The sequence below is a fragment of the Vreelandella andesensis genome, assembly GCF_003989795.1.
GTDB lineage: Bacteria > Pseudomonadota > Gammaproteobacteria > Pseudomonadales > Halomonadaceae > Vreelandella > Vreelandella andesensis.
The window spans coordinates 133377-150738 of record NZ_RZHG01000018.1 but is presented as its reverse complement, the minus strand read 5'-3'; the positions used below and the strand labels follow the sequence as shown (position 1 = coordinate 150738).

Here is a 17362-nt window from a genome sequence, read left to right as displayed (position 1 = left end):
CCTAGTGTTCTTCTGCTTTAAGGCGGTTGATCTCAGTAAGAATAGCTTCTGCTTCTTCTGTTAGCGTGGCGTTAGCCCGCATGTCGCCATTGCGTGAAGCTTCCATCGCCGCCTGTAATTTGCGTTCGTAATCTTGCTGAAGCTTTTTCTTAGGGTCGCGCTTGAATAGTCCAAACATTATCGATCTCCTTTCGTGTGTATACTATTTGTATAGGTTTGTTTAATGTATGTCGACTATTTGTTGTAACACTTTGTTAGCTTTTCAGAACGTTGGCTCTGAAAGACATAAATCTAAAAACCGTTCAAAGTCGGAAAGTATCGTATCGAGGCTGTTATGAAGACGGTGGTCATCGTCAATCATGCGCAATGAAAGTCGCTGGCAGCGGGCATGTTCAATTACTGGGCCAGGTGGCACGACATCGTCCCGCCATCCATGAATGATATGCGTATGTTGAGCTTGCAGTGTGAGCGAAGTTTGCGGGTAATCTGGCAGGCCAAGAGCAGGGGCTAATAAAAAACAACCTAGCACGGGTTCTTGAGCACTCACTGCCGCACTTATCCAACCGCCAAGACTTGAACCCGCCATAACACAGTTAGCAAGCGTGTCGTTTCGCTCGGCAATTACCGCAAGCAAATGTTCTAAACGCGCCCGAGGCTCCTTTATACCCCGGTAGTCCATTACTACGGGTTCACAGTTATCTAGCTGCTCAGCAACGCCTTTTAACGCTTGTACTTTCAGAGCGTCAGGCCCGCTTTCTAGGCCATGTGAAAGGTAAACGGTCATCATAGCCATTAACGTGTAGAGCGTTGAATAGCTTCGCCGCCGCGCTCAAGGTCTTCGCCAGCGCCGCGAATAGTATTGCAGCCACTTATAACTAGAAGCGTCATTATTATTAATAAACTGATAACCATTGCACGTTTCATTTGAGGATTTCCCATTACTGGTGGTTTAGATAGAAAGGCTAGATAGAAACGTTCTGGGTAGACAGCTTCTAGGTACGCTGTATTAAAAATAATCGTTACGGACGGTTGGTGCCATCGAATTTCCATCGATTGAGCATCCGTGGCCATGTAAATTTGTCGCATGTGTCAGTTTTAGCCATAAAATAGCGTTGTTTACGTCGATGCTTGGCATTGCGTTTTTTTATAAAATATTGTTATTAATGATTTTTTTTATTTAAAATGGCACTTGGCCTATTGTCTGCAAGTAGTTAGATGTAGTCGCAATGCTGTTACTCTTAAATTTTAAGTGAAGTTGATCGCCAAACGTTTAGCAGCAATAAGTAAACAGCGTGAGCAGGCTGACAGGCAGTTAGGGAAGGCATGGAGCCATATCAGCAAATGGACGTGAAAGGACACTCAGCCTGCTCATCTTTGTCAGTGTAAGGAAACGCTGATCATCACCGCCATGGAGCGGTATCGATGCAAAATCACCATCTCGTGAAAGCGAGGTGGTTTTTTTGTGTTAATTGTTATTTTTTAACAGTTTGATTTTTTAATAGTTTGTTTTCTTTGAATATTTAATTTTGCCTAGATTTTATGAACAGTTTTTGCATCAATAGTTGCGGGATTTTGGTCTATTCTCTGGTGTAAACCAAAATTCAGCGGTTAGAAGACGTCAACGTAGCAGCCGCATATTACCAGGGACAAGCGCTATGGCGATGGTATTGATGTTATGCATGTTTGTGCTGTTTCTAGGTTTTTCGGGCGTCGGCCTGTATATGATGTATAAGACATCATTTATGACCACAATAGAGGATCGTGACGATACGCCTCCCCGTAAGTAAATAAGAAAACGATAATCGGTTAGTTCTTTCAAAAGCTACCTACGTTCGCGTTGGTGGCTTTTTACTTATCGTTACCTGTCGTAGAGCGGCTAGAAATTATCCCATCCAATAAAGACTCAGTAGCGCAAAACCATAGCCCATGGCTGCACCGGCAAGGACATCACTAACATAGTGCAGCCCAAGCCCCACCCGTGAAACGGCGATCAGTAAGCTAAGGGGGATCACAATAGGCAGCAGCCAAGGGGTATGAGCGGCCACCAACACGCTAAACATAACCGCATGCATGGTGTGTCCACTGGGAAAGCTGTATTTGTCCCGGGCAGGTTCGCCACAGTGGACGCCGCCTAGGTAAGTGATAAACGGGCGTTCGCGACAAAGCCGCGTTTTTACCAACTTATAGATAGCAACCGCGAACAGCGCGATGGCACTGTACTGCGTAATGCGCCAAGTGCCATTAGGCTGTAACCAGGGCTGTGCGGCGATTAATACGACCCAGGCAGGCCAGTCTCCCAGCCTACTTGCCGTTTGCAGCACTAACCGCCAGGGGCGATAAAGCGTTAGGTGCGTTACCCGTTGGCAAAGCTGCCATTCCAGTACATCAAGACGATCGAATACGACAAGCGGACGCGGACGCATGGTGGGTCTCCTGGGTGTTTTGCAAATAGCGTAAAAATCGCTCTGCGATCCCCAACCAGCTTTGCTCTAGCGCACGCAGGCGGGCAATTCTACCCAGGCGAGCGTACTCTGCAGGGTGCTGACATAACTCAACGGCAGCCTGTTGAAAGGCAAGCGTGTCGCCAGGGGGAACGGTGATGCCGTTGTATCCGCTTTTAATCAACTCAGCGCTGGCGGCGTGGTGATAAGCCACGACTGCCAGCCCGCTGGCCATGGCTTCGGTCACCACGTTTCCCCATGTTTCCGATTGAGAAGGGAAAATAAACATATCGGCACTGGCATAGTGGTGTGCTAACGCCTGTTTATTCACAAAACCAGTAAAATGAGCATCTGGTAGCGCTTTTTGCAACTGAGCGCGGCTTGGGCCATCACCGACAATGACGTGTGCCATATCGGGACGCACGTCACTCATGGCCTGCAGCGTTTCTTGCAGTAACGCCAGGTTTTTTTCTGGGGCTAAGCGGCCCACATACAGGGCAACAGGTTGATGTTCGCTAACTCCCCACTGCTGGCGTAGGGCATCGTCGCGGTGTGACGGTGAAAAGTCATCGCCATCAATGCCGCGCGAGAGCACCTGTACATCGTGGATACCCTGAGCAAGGAGAGATTCGGCCTGTTGGTGAGTGGGCACAAGCGTAAGGCCGCAGCCGTTATGGAAGTAGCGTAAATAGCGCCGTGTAGCGGCAGCTAGCCAGGAAACCCCATAATCATGGCAGTAGTGGTCGAAATTGGTATGCCAGCCCGCCACCAGCGGTATGTTCAGTTGGCGCGCCGCCTGACGCGCTGCCCAGCCTAACGGGCCTTGGGTAGCCAAGTAAATCGCATCAGGACGCTGCTGTTGCCAGAAGTGGCGCAGTTTTCTAGGGCTGACAAGCCCAATTTGAACACCGTGATAACCGGGTAGCGCGCAGCGCCGTACCAGAAGCCCTTGAGACAGCCCTTGAGACAGCCCTTGAGACAGCCCTTGAGACAGCCCTTGAACACTACTGGTGGCGTTACTAGTCACCTTGGGTGCAGGGCGAATAACATCTACGATTGATCCCAGCCGCGTGAGTTCACGACATAGCCTGCTCAAGGTATGCGCGACACCGTTTATTTCTGGTGCCCATGTTTCGCTAACGATACAGAGCCGCATGAGCGATTCATCCCTTTAACTATCACGTTTTAACCACTATGCGCAGCGCCAGTGACACTGCCAAGACAGCGCGGTGAACATGGGATGACAAGCGGCGTCGCATTGCCTAACGTCGCTTATTTGACCTGCACGCTGAATTCAGTTTCGCTAGGTGACCGTACTGGAACTCACTATGGAGACTCCCATGACATCTACTGTTGTAATCACTGGCGCTAACCGAGGTGTAGGCCTTGCACTCGCGGAGCACTACCATCAGGCCGGCTGGCGGGTGATCGGTGTTTGCCGTGAGTCGTCGGATGCACTGCAGGCAGCGGCGGAGCGCGTCATCGAAGGCATTGATGTGACGCAGCCAGAAAGCGTCGCTTCGTTAGCCAACGCGCTGCGAGACGAAACGCTGGATGTATTGATCAATAATGCGGGGCTTCTTCAGGATGAGTCCCTGGGCAGCCTGGATTTTGACAGCATTCGAACGCAGATGGAGGTCAACGCCTATGCGCCGCTGCGGGTCTGTGAGGCGCTGTTGCCACGGCTGAAAAAGGGCAGCAAAATTGCCAATATCACCAGCCGTATGGGTTCTATTGCCGACAACGATTCCGGCGGGCGCTATGGTTACCGTGCTTCCAAAGCAGCGCTGAATGCGTTTGGTAAATCGCTGGCGATGGATTTGAAGCCTCAAGGCATTGCCGTGGCCCAACTGCATCCAGGCTATGTTCAAACCCGAATGGTTAATTTCGGTGGCCATATTTTACCCCAAGAAGCGGCTGCTGGAATCGTGGCTCGTATCGAGGCGCTAACGCTCGAAAATAGCGGTAGCTTCTGGCACTCCAATGGTGAATTACTGCCTTGGTAAAGCGTGTTCAGTCTAACGGTTTCTTCGCCGCCGTCGCTTGGCGTTTTTTTTCTCGACGACGCTGCTTGGCTAATGCATTGCCGTTAGCCAGTTCCACTAAATAGGTGATTTCTTCATCGCTCAGCGGCTTGCGTGGTTGATTCGCCATTATGGTCACCGTGTTATTGGGCCTTTATGGCACGCTAACGATGAACGATGACATCAATATGAACGTGGCTATGAAGATGGACATCGTTATGCACATGAACGTCGTTATGCACATGAACGTCGTTATGCTTAAAGAAGAGAGCGCTATAAGTGCGCATGACAGGGCGGGCAGCAAGCGCTACCCGCCTAATGCATCACGTGTTTTAGGTCACCGTCTTAACCACCGGTACGCTTTCTCGTGGCGCTATTAAACGGATGCAGCGCATCGCGTGTTACATAAAAACGTAGCATTTCACCTTCACGAACGGACGGCTGGCCTGAGGTGCGAATCACCGTGGGTTGTTCACTGCCAGCAAGATTGACGTAAAGGTGACTTTCCGCGCCTGCCGCCTCAAAGAGCATTAGCGTGGCATCGATAGCCAAGTGCGGTGCATCGGGTGCGGTTAGGCGCATATCGTCTGGGCGAATGCCGAGAGTGTCAGTGCCTTCGGGAAGGTGTTCCAGCACGCTACTGCCTTGAGTGTGCAGGTAGTCCAGCGGCAGCATATTCATCGCTGGGGAACCAATAAACTCCGCAACGAACATTGTGGCCGGTCGGGCGTAAATCTCCATCGGTGTGCCCACCTGCTCAATTTGCCCGGCGTTTAGTACCACTAAACGGTCGCCTAGCGTCATGGCCTCAAGTTGGTCGTGGGTGACGTACAGGCTGGTCGTTTTTAGGCGGCGTTGCAGCTGTTTAATCTCAACACGCATTTGCACGCGCAGCTTGGCGTCCAGGTTGGAAAGCGGTTCATCGAACAAGAATGCTGACGGTTCGCGCACCAGCGCACGGCCCATCGCTACCCGTTGGCGCTGGCCGCCGGAAAGCTTGCGGGGTTTGCGCTCCAGAAAGTCTTCGATTTCCAGCATCTTGGCCGCTAGGCGAACGCGCTTATCGATATCGTCTTTTTTGAAACCGCGATTCTTTAAGCCATAAGCGAGGTTTTTATAGACGGTCATGTGCGGATAAAGCGCGTAGTTCTGGAATACCATGGCGATATCGCGCTCGGCGGGTTCCAGCTGATTCACCACGCGGTCGCCAATTTTTAGCGTGCCTTCGGTGATGGTTTCAAGCCCGGCGACCATCCGCAGCAGGGTCGATTTACCGCAGCCGGATGGCCCGACGAGTACCACAAATTCGCCGTCCTCAATCTGTAGGTCGATTCCTTTGACCGCCGCGACGTTGCCTGCATAGGTTTTTTTCAGCCCTTCCAGGGTAATGCTGGCCATCGTTATTTCTCCGTCTCGGTCAGGCCTTTTACAAACAGGCGTTGCATAAACAGAATCACCAGTACCGGCGGTAGGGCAGCCATTACCACGGCGGCCATAATCAGGTGCCACTGGGGGTTCTCTTCTGAGGTCATACGCTGAATACCCATCACGATGGTGTAGTAGTCAGGATCGGTGGTGATCAGCAGTGGCCACAGGTATTGGTTCCAGCCATAAATAAACATGATCACAAACAGTGCTGCGATATTGGTGACTGACAGCGGCATCAGAATGTCTTTAAAGAACTTTAGCGGGCCTGCACCATCGACTCGGGCTGCTTCCAACATCTCTTCCGGTATCGTCATAAAGAACTGACGAAATAAGAACGTCGCCGTTGCCGAGGCAATCAGCGGTATTGAAAGCCCCGCAAAGCTGTTCAACATATTGAGGTCTGCGACGACCTGAAACGTCGGAATAATACGGACTTCGACGGGCAGCATTAGCGTGATGAAAATCAGCCAGAAGAAGAACATCCGAAAACGAAATCGGAAGTAAACAATCGCAAACGCTGACAGCAGTGAAATAGAAAGTTTTCCTACGGTAATCGCCATGGCCATGACAAAGCTATTCCACAGCATCATGCCCGCTGGCGGCGCGCCAGCGTTGGAAACGCCGGATTGCCACATGCGCGTAAAGTTTTCGATGCCGTGGGCACCAGGCAGCATCGGTAGCGTGCCGCGCAGCAAATCCCCTGGCGCCTGAGTGGACGCCACCAGCGCCACATACACCGGGAATACCACCACGGCGACGCCAATCATCAACGTCAGGTGGGCAAAAAAGTTTGCCCAAGGTCGGTTTTCAACCATGAAAGGTCTCCCAAACAATTAGCCATCAAAGTTAGTAATTCACTCGGCGCTCGATAAAGCGGAACTGAACGACCGTTAGTGCGACCACAATGGCCATTAAAATCACCGACTGAGCGGCGGAAGAGCCTAAGTTCAAACCCACGAAACCATCGGCGTAGACTTTGTAGACCAGCGTGTTAGTGGCCTGGGCAGGGCCGCCCTGAGTGGTCGCGTGAATAATGCCGAAGGTGTCAAACATGGCGTAGACCACGTTAACCACCATCAAAAAGAACGTCGTTGGGGTGAGTAGTGGAAAAACGATGGTCCAAAAACGCTTCATGGGGCTCGCACCATCAATCGCGGCCGCTTCGATAAGCGACTGAGGGATCGATTGGAGACCCGCGAGGAAAAATAGGAAGTTGTAGGAAATTTGTTTCCAAGCGGCGGCAAGAATCACCAGCGTCATGGCGTCCGCACCCGAGGTGCGGTGGTTCCACCGGTAGCCGACCATATCCAGTATGTAGGGCACAATGCCAATCGAGGGATTGAAGATAAACCACCACAGTACACCGGCAATGGCGGGGGCTATCGCATAGGGCCATACCAGCAGTGTGGTATAGGTGCTTCGTGAACGGATCATGCGGTTAACCGTACTGGCTAGCAGCAGCGCAACCGACATGGAAAGTAGCGTGGTACCTACCGCAAACACCACCGTTACAGAGAGCGAGTTAAGATAGGCGCCATCACGAAAGAGACGCGCAAAGTTTTCCAAGCCCACAAACGTGGTGCGTAGCCCAAAGGCATCTTCCCGCAGCAATGATTGGTAAAGCGCCTGGCCAGCAGGCCAGATAAAGAAAATCAGTGTGACAATGACCTGAGGAGCCAGCAGGGCGTAGGGCAGAAAGCGCCCTGGAAAGGTCATACGTTTGGTTTGCATAGGCGACGTGTCCTGCGTCTATAAACGGCACCAATAAGCTGGGCACTTAAAAACAGGTTCGCCGCCTGCCCAGGGGGCAGGCGGCGGAGCGGGTGCATACTTACTGGTTGGCGGATTGGAAGTCGCGTAGCAACATGTTTCCACGTTCAACCGCTGAATCGGCAGCTTCTTGGCCAGATTTAGCACCGGTCATCACGGCTTCCATCTCTTCGGAGATGATGTCGCGAATCTGTACAAAGTTACCAAACCGCAAGCCCTTCGAATTCTCCGTCGGCTCGTTGAGCGTCATCTGCTTCAGAGAAATGTCGGCACCTGGATTCTCATCGTAGTAGCCCTGTTCTTCGCTCAAGTCCCATGCTGCTTGAGTGATTGGCAGGTAACCGGTTTGCTGGTGCCACTCAGCCTGTACGTCAGGTTGCGAGAGGTACTCGAAGAAAGCTGAAACGGCTTCATACTCGTCATCGGTGTGGCCTTGTAGCGCCCACAGGGTAGCGCCGCCAATGATGGAGTTCTGTGGTGCACCGTCTACGTCGTCATAGTAGGGCTGCATGCCAAAACCGACTTCAAAGTCGGAATTAGCAGCGACATCCGCACGAGAGGCAGAAGAGCCAAAGAAAATCGCACACTCTTGTGAATAGAACAGCGGTTCAGAGTCTGGGCCGGAGCCAGGGCCACCCCAATTAAAGGCGTCGGCATCCTGCCAGATTTTTAAGTTATCCCAATGGCGGGCGACCAGCTCATTATTGAAGTTGAACTCTGTTTCTATGCCGCCAAAACCATTTTCTAACGTGCCTAGCGGCATGTTATGCATGGCCGAGAAGTTTTCCAGCATCACCCAGCTTGGCCACGAGGTGGTGAAGCCGCAGTTGGCGGCACCCGATTCGGTAATTTGAGTAGCGTACTCCGCGACTTCGTTCCAGGTTTGCGGCGGCTGCTCAGGGTCTAAACCTGCCTCCTCAAACACGTCACGGTTGTAATACATAATCGGCGTAGAGGAGTTGAACGGAAACGACAACATGTTGCCGTTAGTATCAGTGTAATAACCAACCACCGCTGGCAGGAAAGCGTCGCGATCAAACGCCCGGCCATGATCTTCCATGAGCTGGTATACCGGATAAATGGCACCATCAGCATTCATCATGGTGCCCGTACCGACTTCAAATACCTGTAGAATGTGAGGCTGTTCGCCTGCACGGAACGCCGCAATGGCACCGGTCATCGTTTCGGTATAATTGCCGCGATAGCTAGGCGTTACGCGGTAATCATCCTGGGAGGCGTTAAATTCCTCCGTCATTTCTTCAAGTATTTCACCAAGCTGGCCTCCCATGGCGTGCCACCACGTTACTTCGGTCGCGGAATGGGCAGAAAGGCTAAACGTGGCGGTCGCCACCCCTAGGGCAAGCGCGTGCAATGTGAAACGAGGCATAACGGCTCCTTGTGGGTCGTGCGCAGTACGTTTATTGAGTTGTTGGGTGCACTGAACAGTAAAAAGTGTAGATGACGTTTTCATGAATGCACGATGAACTCGACATGACAGTCAACGTTTAGCGACCAGCAAGCCTGCTGAGTAGGAAAAGGCGAATGGCGGTGATAGGGTTAACTGAGATAGGGTGATAGTAAGCGATTAACTAACGAGAGCCGTATGATTGACGTGACCACCTTGCTGGCGAAGCTAGTAGCGTTCGATACCACTTCAAGTGAATCGAACTTAGCCTTAATTGAGTTTGTAGAGCGCTACTTAGCCGATTATGGAGTTGCTTCAGAGCGGGTGATGAGCCCGTGTGGCACCAAGGCCAACCTGATTGCCCGAATAGGCCCTGACGCCCCTGGCGGTGTCATGCTTTCCGGGCATACCGACGTGGTGCCGGTGGCAGGTCAGCCATGGTCGAGCGACCCATTCACCCTTCGTGATGGTAGCGATGGCCGCCTTTACGGGCGTGGCACTTGCGATATGAAAGGCTTTATTGCCTGTGCGTTAGCCATAGTGCCTGATTGGGCCAATGCGCCACTTAAGCAGCCCATCTATTTCGGGTTTTCTTACGACGAAGAGATCGGCTGTGTAGGCGCGCCAAGCCTGATTAAACGTTTTTATGAACACTATTCAGCCACGGCACACGTAATCGTTGGCGAGCCTACTAGTATGCAGCCGGTGGTCGCGCAAAAAGGCGCGACTAATTTGCGTACCACGGTGATTGGCCGCGAGGCCCACAGCAGTCAGGTGAATCAGGGCACCTCTGCCATTCACGTCGCGGCAAGGCTAGTCACGTTTATTGAAGACACGATGGCGGCATTGGTGGAAGAGGGACGGGTCGACGAGGCTTTTAATGTGCCTCACACCAGCCTTCATGTTGGCAAAATAAAGGGCGGCACAGCGATCAATATTACGGCGCGTGAGTGCCAGTTCGAATGGGAAATTCGCCACCTGCCAACGGAGTCATTTGCCGAAATATATGCGCGCTTTGAAGCATATTGCGAACAGCTTAGCAAAGAGCTAACCGCAAAAGGTAAAACGCTAGAAATAGTCACAGAGCCGTTAAACGTAACGGTACCAGGGCTGGCCGACCAAGATAACGATCAGGTACTACGCTTGGCCAAAGACCATTTGCCCAGCAGTTGCTGCCAACATGCCGTTGCTTATGCCACCGAGGCTGGGCAGTTCCAAGGGCAGGGGCTGCAAACCATTATTTTAGGGCCAGGCAGTATCGCCCAGGCGCATCAACCCGATGAGTATATCGACACGGCTCAGTTGCATGAATGCACAGCGTTTATGCAACGGTTAGGAAAGGCACTAGAAACACCCTTTTCGAGTTGAAAGCTGTTAATTTGCACTTAATAACGACATGGGCTTAATAAACGTATAGCCCGCAATAAAAAACACCCGCCAATAGTTAAACGGGCGGGTGTTCTTATAAAACGTTTCTTAGATACTTAGTACGATTAATGCTGGTGTTGCTCTTCATATAGCTCTGCTTTCGCATGGCGCATCACATCTTCGCAGGCCTGTTGGCGGGCAAGCTGGGTTAGCAGCCGCTGGGTCACTTCAAACCCTTTCCCCAAACAGGTATCAACTTCGTCTCGGCTAATTTGCGGAGAGACGTTGCAGTCGATTTTTACCGTACGGCCACCGCCTTCCATCCGGTCAGCGATTTGTCTAAGCCGCCACGCGATTCGCTCTTTCCAGGTTGATGATTCTACCGCGCCTTCGTTTACGCTAAACGTGCACTGCCATTCGGGTTTGTAAACCTTCATAGGAGAACCTCCACTGCGTTTGGAAAGAATGATCGATCGTGTGTCGTACTCCGTCTGTCTGATGATGTAGCTCTGTTACTATACCTAACTCTGTGCCAATACCGAAACAAAATGTATACCAAATCGATAAACCAAAGAATACAGAGCCTTCTATATGACGCTTTCAACGCCAGTCTCAACGTTAGCCAACTGCCCTTGCGACAGCAGTGCGGCATACACGGCGTGTTGCCAGCCTTATCACCAAGGTGCAGCGGCGCCTACGCCAGAAGCACTAATGCGCTCACGTTATTCGGCATTTACCTTGAATGTGAGTGATTACTTACTCGCCACTTGGCATGTTTCAACGCGCCCAGCGCAGCTATTGCTCGACCCAGCCACCCAGTGGAAATCACTCACGATTGTGGCGGCACCGCCGGCAAAAGAGGGGCAGGGCACGGTACATTTTTTAGCTTATTTTCGTGAACAAGCCCGCTGGCATGTGCTGGAAGAAAACTCGCGGTTCGTGTTTGAAGAGGGGCGCTGGTGGTATGTGGATGGCGTGCCGACCATTGAGCGGCTCAAGCCACGCCGAAACGAGCGCTGCCTATGTGGCAGCGGCCGAAAACTAAAGAGTTGTTGCGGTGAGTAGCTCTGACACTCAGTGGTACCTATATTTACTCGAGTGCAAACGCGGCACCTATGTGGGTATTACCAATAACCTAACAAAACGTTACCAAGCGCACTGCAACGGTAAAGGCGCACGCTATACCCGAGCGAACCCGCCGCAGGCACTGCTCGGCGCGCAACCTTTCGCAGACCGCGCCGCAGCCAGCCGCGCTGAATACGCGCTGAAGCGTCAAACGCCCAGCCGAAAGCGTGAATGGGCTAATCAATGGTCTTATACGTTATAAGATAGGCGTCACTATGGTGACGTTATTTTTCAGCACGATGACACTATTGCTTTAGGCAAGCGTTTGGCCGACGTGGGGCTGCCTTGTTTATTTTTAATGGAAAAGGGCTATGCCGTGGAGGATATTGGTGTCAATGTGGTGTACCTTTCAAGTGTTTGATCAGGGGCAGTGTTAGCAGCACGATGATTAGATGACAACAATCTCAAAATCGGGCAATCTAGCGCCTTTTTTAGCAAGTGTTTATGGGCAAAGCTCATTAAATTTTAATTACCATTCAGCATGGAGTGCAGTGTGGCAGTTTACGGCGGTATTCAGGCGCATGAATTGGAGCGTTGGTTAAATGCATTGACCAACGCGGCCTATGATAGACGCTGTCCACTTTCCAAAGTGCACGGCGGCAATGCCCGTGCCCGCACCGCTCGCCAAGATTTGCTGCATCTCGCCCACGCTTTTCGTAGCGGTGAACGCATTCGCGATGATGTGGCTGCCGACTTAGGCCGCTGGTGCCAGTACTACCTGACAGAAGCGGAATGGTTTGTGTTGGTGGGCGGCCGCAAATCTGCCGCCCAATCAAAGCTATCATCAGTGAGCGATGACGACGCGTTGGATGTGCTCTATCACCATCGTGTGGGTTAACCTGCTCCATCAAGCACTGTTACAATGGATGAATGAACAGTGCTCCTGTCGTATCAGCGACCGCCTCCTTAGATGACCCTTTCTACTACTTGACGAATTTTCGTTACGTATTGTCGTGGGTAGATTCTCGCCACCACGGTCTGTTAAATGCTGCCGAGCGCGATGCTATTGGCTATTTTAAGACGCTACCCCAAGCCTCCCAAGCATTATTAGTGCGCATGGTGATGCGCAAAGGAGAGCTGTTTCGGCTAGACAAACTGGCGTATGCGGAAATCGGAGATGTTGAGCAGGCTTTGGCGCCGCTGGTAGCGCTTGGTTGGGTAGAATGTGCCCCGTTGTTAAGCAGTCGCGAGCTATTTCGCTTATTGCGACTGAGTGAACTGCGCCAAGCGTTGGCAGGTGAAATCACCAACGCAGGCCTAGCACTCAACAGCACTAAAGCCGCGCTTCAAGCGGCATTGGAAGAGCTGCTGCAAACGTCCGCGCCCCTTCAACAGTGGTGGCCAGCGGCGACAACCCAGATTGTGCGGCTAACGGTGATGGCGCTTTGCGACCGCCTACGGCTGATGTTTTTCGGCAACCTACGCCAGGATTGGGCAGAGTTCGTGTTGGCCGAGTTGGGCTTGCAGCGCTTTGAACAAGTACCGCTGACTGCAGAATCGCGCGCGTTCCAATGCCGCGATGAAGTAACTACTTACTTAACGCTTCACCGATTGCGCGAACGCTTGGACGACGGTGAGCCGCCGCAAGCGCTTTCCGTCGAGATGCCACCTGCTTCCAGCAACCGTTGGTTAGCCTCTCGACGGGCACGGCTGTTGCTTACCATGGGGCGGGAAGCCGAGAGCGGTGGTGATGCAGAGCTTGCCTTAACGCTTTACGCCGCCGCCAACAGCAGCGATGCGCGTATTCGCAGACTGCGCGTATTAGAGCGCTTGGGCCGTTATTCAGACGCCTATGAACTCACGATTAGCGCGCTGGGCAGGCAGCCAAACGAGGGCGAACTTCAAGCCCTTATGCGCTTGTTGCCGCGGTTGGCGCGCAAGTTAAACCACAACGTTGGGCACTCTGCTGGGCCTGATAAACAAGCGGCCCAGGTGCTTACCTATGTGCTTCACTTGCCAGGCCCACAGCCAGTGGAACGCGCCGTTGCTGAACGGTTGGCAACCCCTGATGCACCGGTGTATTACGTTGAAAATAGCCTGCTGACCGGGCTGTTTGGTTTGCTGTTTTGGCCGGCTATTTTTAAACCGCTGCCAGGGGCATTTTTCCATCCGTTTCACAGCGGGCCAGCGGATTTATACCGAGAGGATTTTGTTCTCCAGCGCCAAGCTGATATCGATGCCTGCCTAGCGCAGCTGGATGATGGCCGCTATCAGGAGACGATACTTAGCATGTGGCACGCCAAACAGGGCATCGCATCGCCATTTGTTCACTGGGGAATCGTCAGTGAAGAGCTGTTAATGATTGCGCTTAAGTGTTTGCCGCCTGCCCATTTACGTGCCTGTTTTAAGCGGCTGCTCAATGACCTTAAGCATAACCGTGCGGGTCTGCCGGACCTGATCCAGCTGATACCAGCTGCCCCACCCGACAAGCCACGCTATCGAATGATAGAAGTGAAAGGGCCGGGGGATCGCCTGCAAGATAACCAGCGCCGCTGGATCGATTTCTTTTGCCGCCACGGCATGCCCGTTGAGGTGTGCCATGTGCGCTGGCAATCAGAAGGAGTCGAATGAGTCGTTACCGGGTAGCGGTTCGCACGCTGTGCGATTTCACCGCACGGGAAGGCGACCTTGACCATCGCTTTACACCAGCACCCAGCGCTCAGGAAGGCATCGAAGGCCATGTGTTAGTGGCTAGCCGCCGAGGCGAAGATTATCTGGCCGAACTGCCGCTTTCAGGTGAACATCAGGGGCTTCGCGTGGTGGGTCGCGCTGATGGCTTTGATCCTAGCGCCAGCCGTGTGGAAGAAGTCAAAACCTATCGTGGCAATCTAGATCGCATGGCGGCCAATCAGCGCGCGCTGCACTGGGCGCAGGTGAAAATATACGGCGCGCTGCTGTGCGCCGAACGTCGCCTTGAGCGGGTTACGTTGGTGTTAGTGTATCTGGAGATTACCAGCGGACAGGAAACGCTGCTTACCCAAGAGGCTAGCGCAGCCGACCTGCAGGCGTTTTTTGCTGATCAGTGCCAGCGTTTTTTGGCCTGGGCGGAGCAAGAGTCTGCCCATCGGCAGCGGCGCGATGAGTGGCTAGCGTCGCTCACGTTTCCCTACCCGGACTTTCGCGCTGGCCAGCGGGCGCTGGCCGAAGATGTGTACAAAGCGGCCAGCACTGGGCGGTGCTTATTGGCTCAAGCGCCTACTGGCATTGGCAAAACCCTTGGCACGCTGTTTCCGATGCTCTCAGCAATGCCTCGTCAACAGCTAGATAAGGTGGCCTTTCTGACCATGAAAACGCCCGGTCGCCGCTTGGCGCTGGATGCGCTGGCTCGTCTTTCTATCCCTATTTCACCTTCTCCCGCTTCGTCGTCACCCGCGGTGCCGCTGCGCGTGTTGGAGCTGGTAGCCAGGCAAAAAGCCTGTGAATACCCAGGTACTGCCTGCCAAGGCGATGCTTGCCCGTTAGCGGCCGGTTTTTATGATCGCTTGCCCGCTGCTCGCCAAGCCGCCGTGGCACGGCGCTGGCTTGACCGCGACGGACTGCGTGAGGTGGCGCTTGACCACCAAGTGTGCCCGTATTATCTGGGCCAAGAGCTAGCCCGCTGGGCCGATGTGGTGGTGGGCGATGTAAATCACTGGTTTGATAGCCATGCGCTGTTGCATGGCTTGGCCAAAGCCAACGACTGGCGGGTAGGTTTGCTGGTAGATGAGGCGCACAACTTAGTTGAACGAGCGCGGGGTATGTACAGTGCCGAGCTTTCCCAGCAGCGCTTGAGCCGCCTGCGGCGCCGCTCACCTGCCGCACTGGCTAAACCGTTAGCCCGAGTCGGCAGGCAGTGGCAGGCGCTAACCAAGGAAGTGACCACCGACGCGGTTGCGTCGCAGCGTTACCATTTGCTTGATGCGCTGCCCAGCAAGCTGGTGGCCGCGTTGCAAACGTTGGCTGGCGCAATCACCGATTATTTGGTTGAGCATCCCGACGCCTCAAGCGTTGAGCTTCAAGAGCTGTTGTTTGAAACACTGGCCTTCTGCCGGTTGGCGGAGCGATTTGGTGATCACTCACTGTGTGATCTTGCCATTTATGGCCGAGGTGACGCAGTACTTGGGCTGCGCAATATTATTCCAGCAGATTTTCTAGCGTCGCGCTTCAAAGCGGCGCACAGCGCCGTTTTGTTTTCAGCCACGCTAACCCCGTTTCACTACTACCGCGATTTACTAGGGTTGCCGGAAAACAGCGTGTGGCGGGAAGTCGCCTCACCGTTTGCCGCCCGTCAGTTGGACGTGCGCATTCGAGCCGATATTTCTACGCGTTTTCATCACCGTGAGGCCTCTATAGTGCCTATTGTGAGCACTCTGGTCGATCAGTATCAGCGTCAACCTGGCCACTATTTGGCGTTTTTTAGCAGCTTTGCTTACCTGGAACAGGTGATGACGCAGTTCCAGCACGCACATCCTGATGTACCGACGTTTGCCCAAACCCGTGGTATGCAGGAAGCCGAGCGCGACGCTTTTCTGGCGCGTTTTACCCCAGGCGGTAAGGGAATCGGCTTTGCAGTACTGGGCGGGGCTTTTGCCGAAGGAATTGATCTTCCCGGCGAACGCTTAATCGGTGCGTTTATCGCCACCTTAGGCTTGCCGCCGTTTAACGACGTTAACGAAGCGCTAAAAGCGCGCATGAACACCCGCTTTGGCCAGGGTGACGATTACACCTACCAGATACCCGGAATGATCAAAGTGGTGCAAGCCGCTGGAAGGGTGATTCGCACCCCCGAGGATAAAGGGGTTGTGATATTAATGGATGATCGTTTTGCCCAGCCAAAGGTGCGCGCATTGCTGCCCCGCTGGTGGGGGCTAGGCAACCACTCAACTTCTTAAGGGCCATACACGAGCAATGACGGATTTACTCTGGTACCAGTATCTTCTCATCGGGCTTATTTTTGCCTGGAGCGGTTTTGTCCGCACTAGCCTTGGCTTTGGTGGTGCCGTGCTGGCGCTGCCTTTTCTACTGCTAGTGGTGAACGAGCCGCTGGTCTTCCTGCCGATTGTGGCCATTCATCTGCTGATTTTTTCCAGCTGGATTGCCTGGAACGGCCATCGCCAAGTACAGAAAGCGGGTGTGGGGAGCGAATCCCCAGAAAGTAATATCGATTGGGGCTATTTAACCAAAGCCTTGAAAATCATGATCGTGCCCAAGCTGATCGGGGTGGTTGGGCTGTTAACGCTGCCTACGCAGATCATGACCAACATCATTTTCGGCATTGTGATCATTTATGCCATTGGCTACGTGCTGAATAAGCCGTTTAGAAGTAACAACAAATACGTTGATGTCGTGCTTCTTGCCCTCGGTGGCTATGTCAGTGGCACTTCGCTGATTGGCGCGCCGCTGATTGTCGCGGTATTCGCTACCCACGTCGCCAAAGAGCAGTTGCGCGATACGATGTTCGTGCTGTGGTTTATCCTGGTGGTGATCAAGATGGTGTCGTTCATCATCGCTGGCGTCGACCTCCAGCTAATTCATCAACTATGGTTGTTACCCTGCGCATTTATCGGCCATTTGCTTGGCGAAAAAGCCCATCGCTACATGCTAAAAGCGGACACTGGGCTGTTCTTCCGCGTGCTGGGGGCGGTGCTGATTCTAGTCAGCGTGGTGGGGTTGATTCATCCACCCGGGTAGCTATGGTTCGCGGGAGCTTAACTGCAAGCCCACCCGATCGATAAAAAAGCCCAAGCTCCCCGCAAAGCTCCAGATAAATAGCATCGTCAGCAGCAGTTTCCTTGCAATGCTATCCCACACCCAGCGACTGG

19 protein-coding genes are annotated in these 17362 nt (G+C 53.1%); 8 read left to right on the top strand and 11 right to left on the bottom strand.

Going from position 1 to position 17362, the window contains the following annotated elements; all coding sequences use genetic code 11:
• Nucleotide 1: 1 nt before the first annotated feature.
• From ELY33_RS08790 to ELY33_RS08770, 5 genes are all read right to left on the bottom strand, one after another.
• Complete coding sequence (locus ELY33_RS08790) at nucleotides 2-178, bottom strand: DUF6435 family protein (protein ID WP_126946874.1); 177 nt, start codon at nucleotides 176-178, stop codon at nucleotides 2-4.
• Nucleotides 179-262: 84 nt separating this feature from the next.
• Nucleotides 263-787 carry a YqiA/YcfP family alpha/beta fold hydrolase gene (locus ELY33_RS08785; protein ID WP_126946871.1) on the bottom strand — a complete coding sequence of 175 codons (525 nt, stop codon included), beginning with the start codon at nucleotides 785-787 and terminating at the stop codon, nucleotides 263-265.
• Between the two features lie 5 nt (nucleotides 788-792).
• The gene (locus ELY33_RS18310) at nucleotides 793-1071 is read right to left on the bottom strand and encodes an entericidin A/B family lipoprotein (protein WP_340148109.1); all 279 of its coding nucleotides are present in this window, start codon (nucleotides 1069-1071) and stop codon (nucleotides 793-795) included.
• Nucleotides 1072-1883: 812 nt separating this feature from the next.
• Nucleotides 1884-2423: a phosphatase PAP2 family protein gene (locus ELY33_RS08775; RefSeq protein WP_126946868.1), complete on the bottom strand. Its 540-nt coding sequence runs from the start codon at nucleotides 2421-2423 to the stop codon at nucleotides 1884-1886.
• Complete coding sequence (locus ELY33_RS08770; RefSeq protein ID WP_126946865.1) at nucleotides 2386-3597, bottom strand: glycosyltransferase family 4 protein; 1212 nt, start codon at nucleotides 3595-3597, stop codon at nucleotides 2386-2388. Before ELY33_RS08770 ends, ELY33_RS08775 begins: the two co-directional genes overlap by 38 nt.
• A gap of 184 nt (nucleotides 3598-3781) precedes the next feature.
• Between ELY33_RS08770 and ELY33_RS08765 the strand changes: the two genes are divergently transcribed.
• Nucleotides 3782-4447 carry an SDR family oxidoreductase gene (locus tag ELY33_RS08765; RefSeq protein ID WP_126946862.1) on the top strand — a complete coding sequence of 222 codons (666 nt, stop codon included), beginning with the start codon at nucleotides 3782-3784 and terminating at the stop codon, nucleotides 4445-4447.
• Nucleotides 4448-4454: 7 nt separating this feature from the next.
• On the opposite strand, the gene ELY33_RS17860 is transcribed toward ELY33_RS08765, so the two are convergent.
• The 5 genes from ELY33_RS17860 to ugpB form a co-directional block, all read right to left on the bottom strand.
• Nucleotides 4455-4595, bottom strand: coding sequence for a hypothetical protein (locus ELY33_RS17860; RefSeq protein WP_167470067.1), 141 nt, complete (start codon nucleotides 4593-4595; stop codon nucleotides 4455-4457).
• Between the two features lie 215 nt (nucleotides 4596-4810).
• Nucleotides 4811-5863: a sn-glycerol-3-phosphate import ATP-binding protein UgpC gene (locus ELY33_RS08760; RefSeq protein WP_126946859.1), complete on the bottom strand. Its 1053-nt coding sequence runs from the start codon at nucleotides 5861-5863 to the stop codon at nucleotides 4811-4813.
• 2 nt (nucleotides 5864-5865) lie between these two features.
• A complete protein-coding gene (gene ugpE, locus ELY33_RS08755; protein ID WP_126946856.1) occupies nucleotides 5866-6708 on the bottom strand; it encodes a sn-glycerol-3-phosphate ABC transporter permease UgpE in 843 nt (280 codons plus the stop codon).
• 31 nt (nucleotides 6709-6739) lie between these two features.
• Nucleotides 6740-7624 carry a sn-glycerol-3-phosphate ABC transporter permease UgpA gene (ugpA, locus tag ELY33_RS08750; RefSeq protein WP_126946853.1) on the bottom strand — a complete coding sequence of 295 codons (885 nt, stop codon included), beginning with the start codon at nucleotides 7622-7624 and terminating at the stop codon, nucleotides 6740-6742.
• 100 nt (nucleotides 7625-7724) lie between these two features.
• Nucleotides 7725-9050 (bottom strand): sn-glycerol-3-phosphate ABC transporter substrate-binding protein UgpB, encoded by a 1326-nt coding sequence (ugpB, locus tag ELY33_RS08745; protein ID WP_126946850.1) that lies wholly within the window; start codon nucleotides 9048-9050, stop codon nucleotides 7725-7727.
• Between the two features lie 216 nt (nucleotides 9051-9266).
• On the opposite strand from ugpB, the gene argE reads away from it, so the two are divergent.
• A complete protein-coding gene (gene argE, locus ELY33_RS08740; RefSeq protein WP_126946847.1) occupies nucleotides 9267-10436 on the top strand; it encodes an acetylornithine deacetylase in 1170 nt (389 codons plus the stop codon).
• A gap of 125 nt (nucleotides 10437-10561) precedes the next feature.
• On the opposite strand, the gene ELY33_RS08735 is transcribed toward argE, so the two are convergent.
• Entirely contained in the window at nucleotides 10562-10873 is a 312-nt protein-coding gene (locus ELY33_RS08735; protein WP_126946844.1) for a hypothetical protein, read from the bottom strand.
• A gap of 154 nt (nucleotides 10874-11027) precedes the next feature.
• On the opposite strand from ELY33_RS08735, the gene ELY33_RS08730 reads away from it, so the two are divergent.
• The 6 genes from ELY33_RS08730 (at nucleotide 11028) to ELY33_RS08705 (ending at nucleotide 17231) form a co-directional block, all read left to right on the top strand.
• Nucleotides 11028-11501 carry a YchJ family protein gene (locus ELY33_RS08730; protein ID WP_126946841.1) on the top strand — a complete coding sequence of 158 codons (474 nt, stop codon included), beginning with the start codon at nucleotides 11028-11030 and terminating at the stop codon, nucleotides 11499-11501.
• The gene (locus tag ELY33_RS08725) at nucleotides 11494-11763 is read left to right on the top strand and encodes a GIY-YIG nuclease family protein (RefSeq protein ID WP_126946838.1); all 270 of its coding nucleotides are present in this window, start codon (nucleotides 11494-11496) and stop codon (nucleotides 11761-11763) included. The genes ELY33_RS08730 and ELY33_RS08725 overlap by 8 nt, the downstream gene beginning before the upstream one ends.
• Before the next feature lie 291 nt (nucleotides 11764-12054).
• Nucleotides 12055-12399 carry a hypothetical protein gene (locus tag ELY33_RS08720; RefSeq protein ID WP_126946835.1) on the top strand — a complete coding sequence of 115 codons (345 nt, stop codon included), beginning with the start codon at nucleotides 12055-12057 and terminating at the stop codon, nucleotides 12397-12399.
• 32 nt (nucleotides 12400-12431) lie between these two features.
• Nucleotides 12432-14132, top strand: a complete 1701-nt coding sequence (locus tag ELY33_RS08715) for a VRR-NUC domain-containing protein (protein ID WP_126946832.1) — start codon at nucleotides 12432-12434, stop codon at nucleotides 14130-14132.
• Nucleotides 14129-16432 carry an ATP-dependent DNA helicase gene (locus ELY33_RS08710; protein WP_126946829.1) on the top strand — a complete coding sequence of 768 codons (2304 nt, stop codon included), beginning with the start codon at nucleotides 14129-14131 and terminating at the stop codon, nucleotides 16430-16432. Before ELY33_RS08715 ends, ELY33_RS08710 begins: the two co-directional genes overlap by 4 nt.
• A gap of 16 nt (nucleotides 16433-16448) precedes the next feature.
• Nucleotides 16449-17231: a sulfite exporter TauE/SafE family protein gene (locus ELY33_RS08705; RefSeq protein WP_126946826.1), complete on the top strand. Its 783-nt coding sequence runs from the start codon at nucleotides 16449-16451 to the stop codon at nucleotides 17229-17231.
• Nucleotides 17232-17362 lie beyond the last annotated feature (131 nt).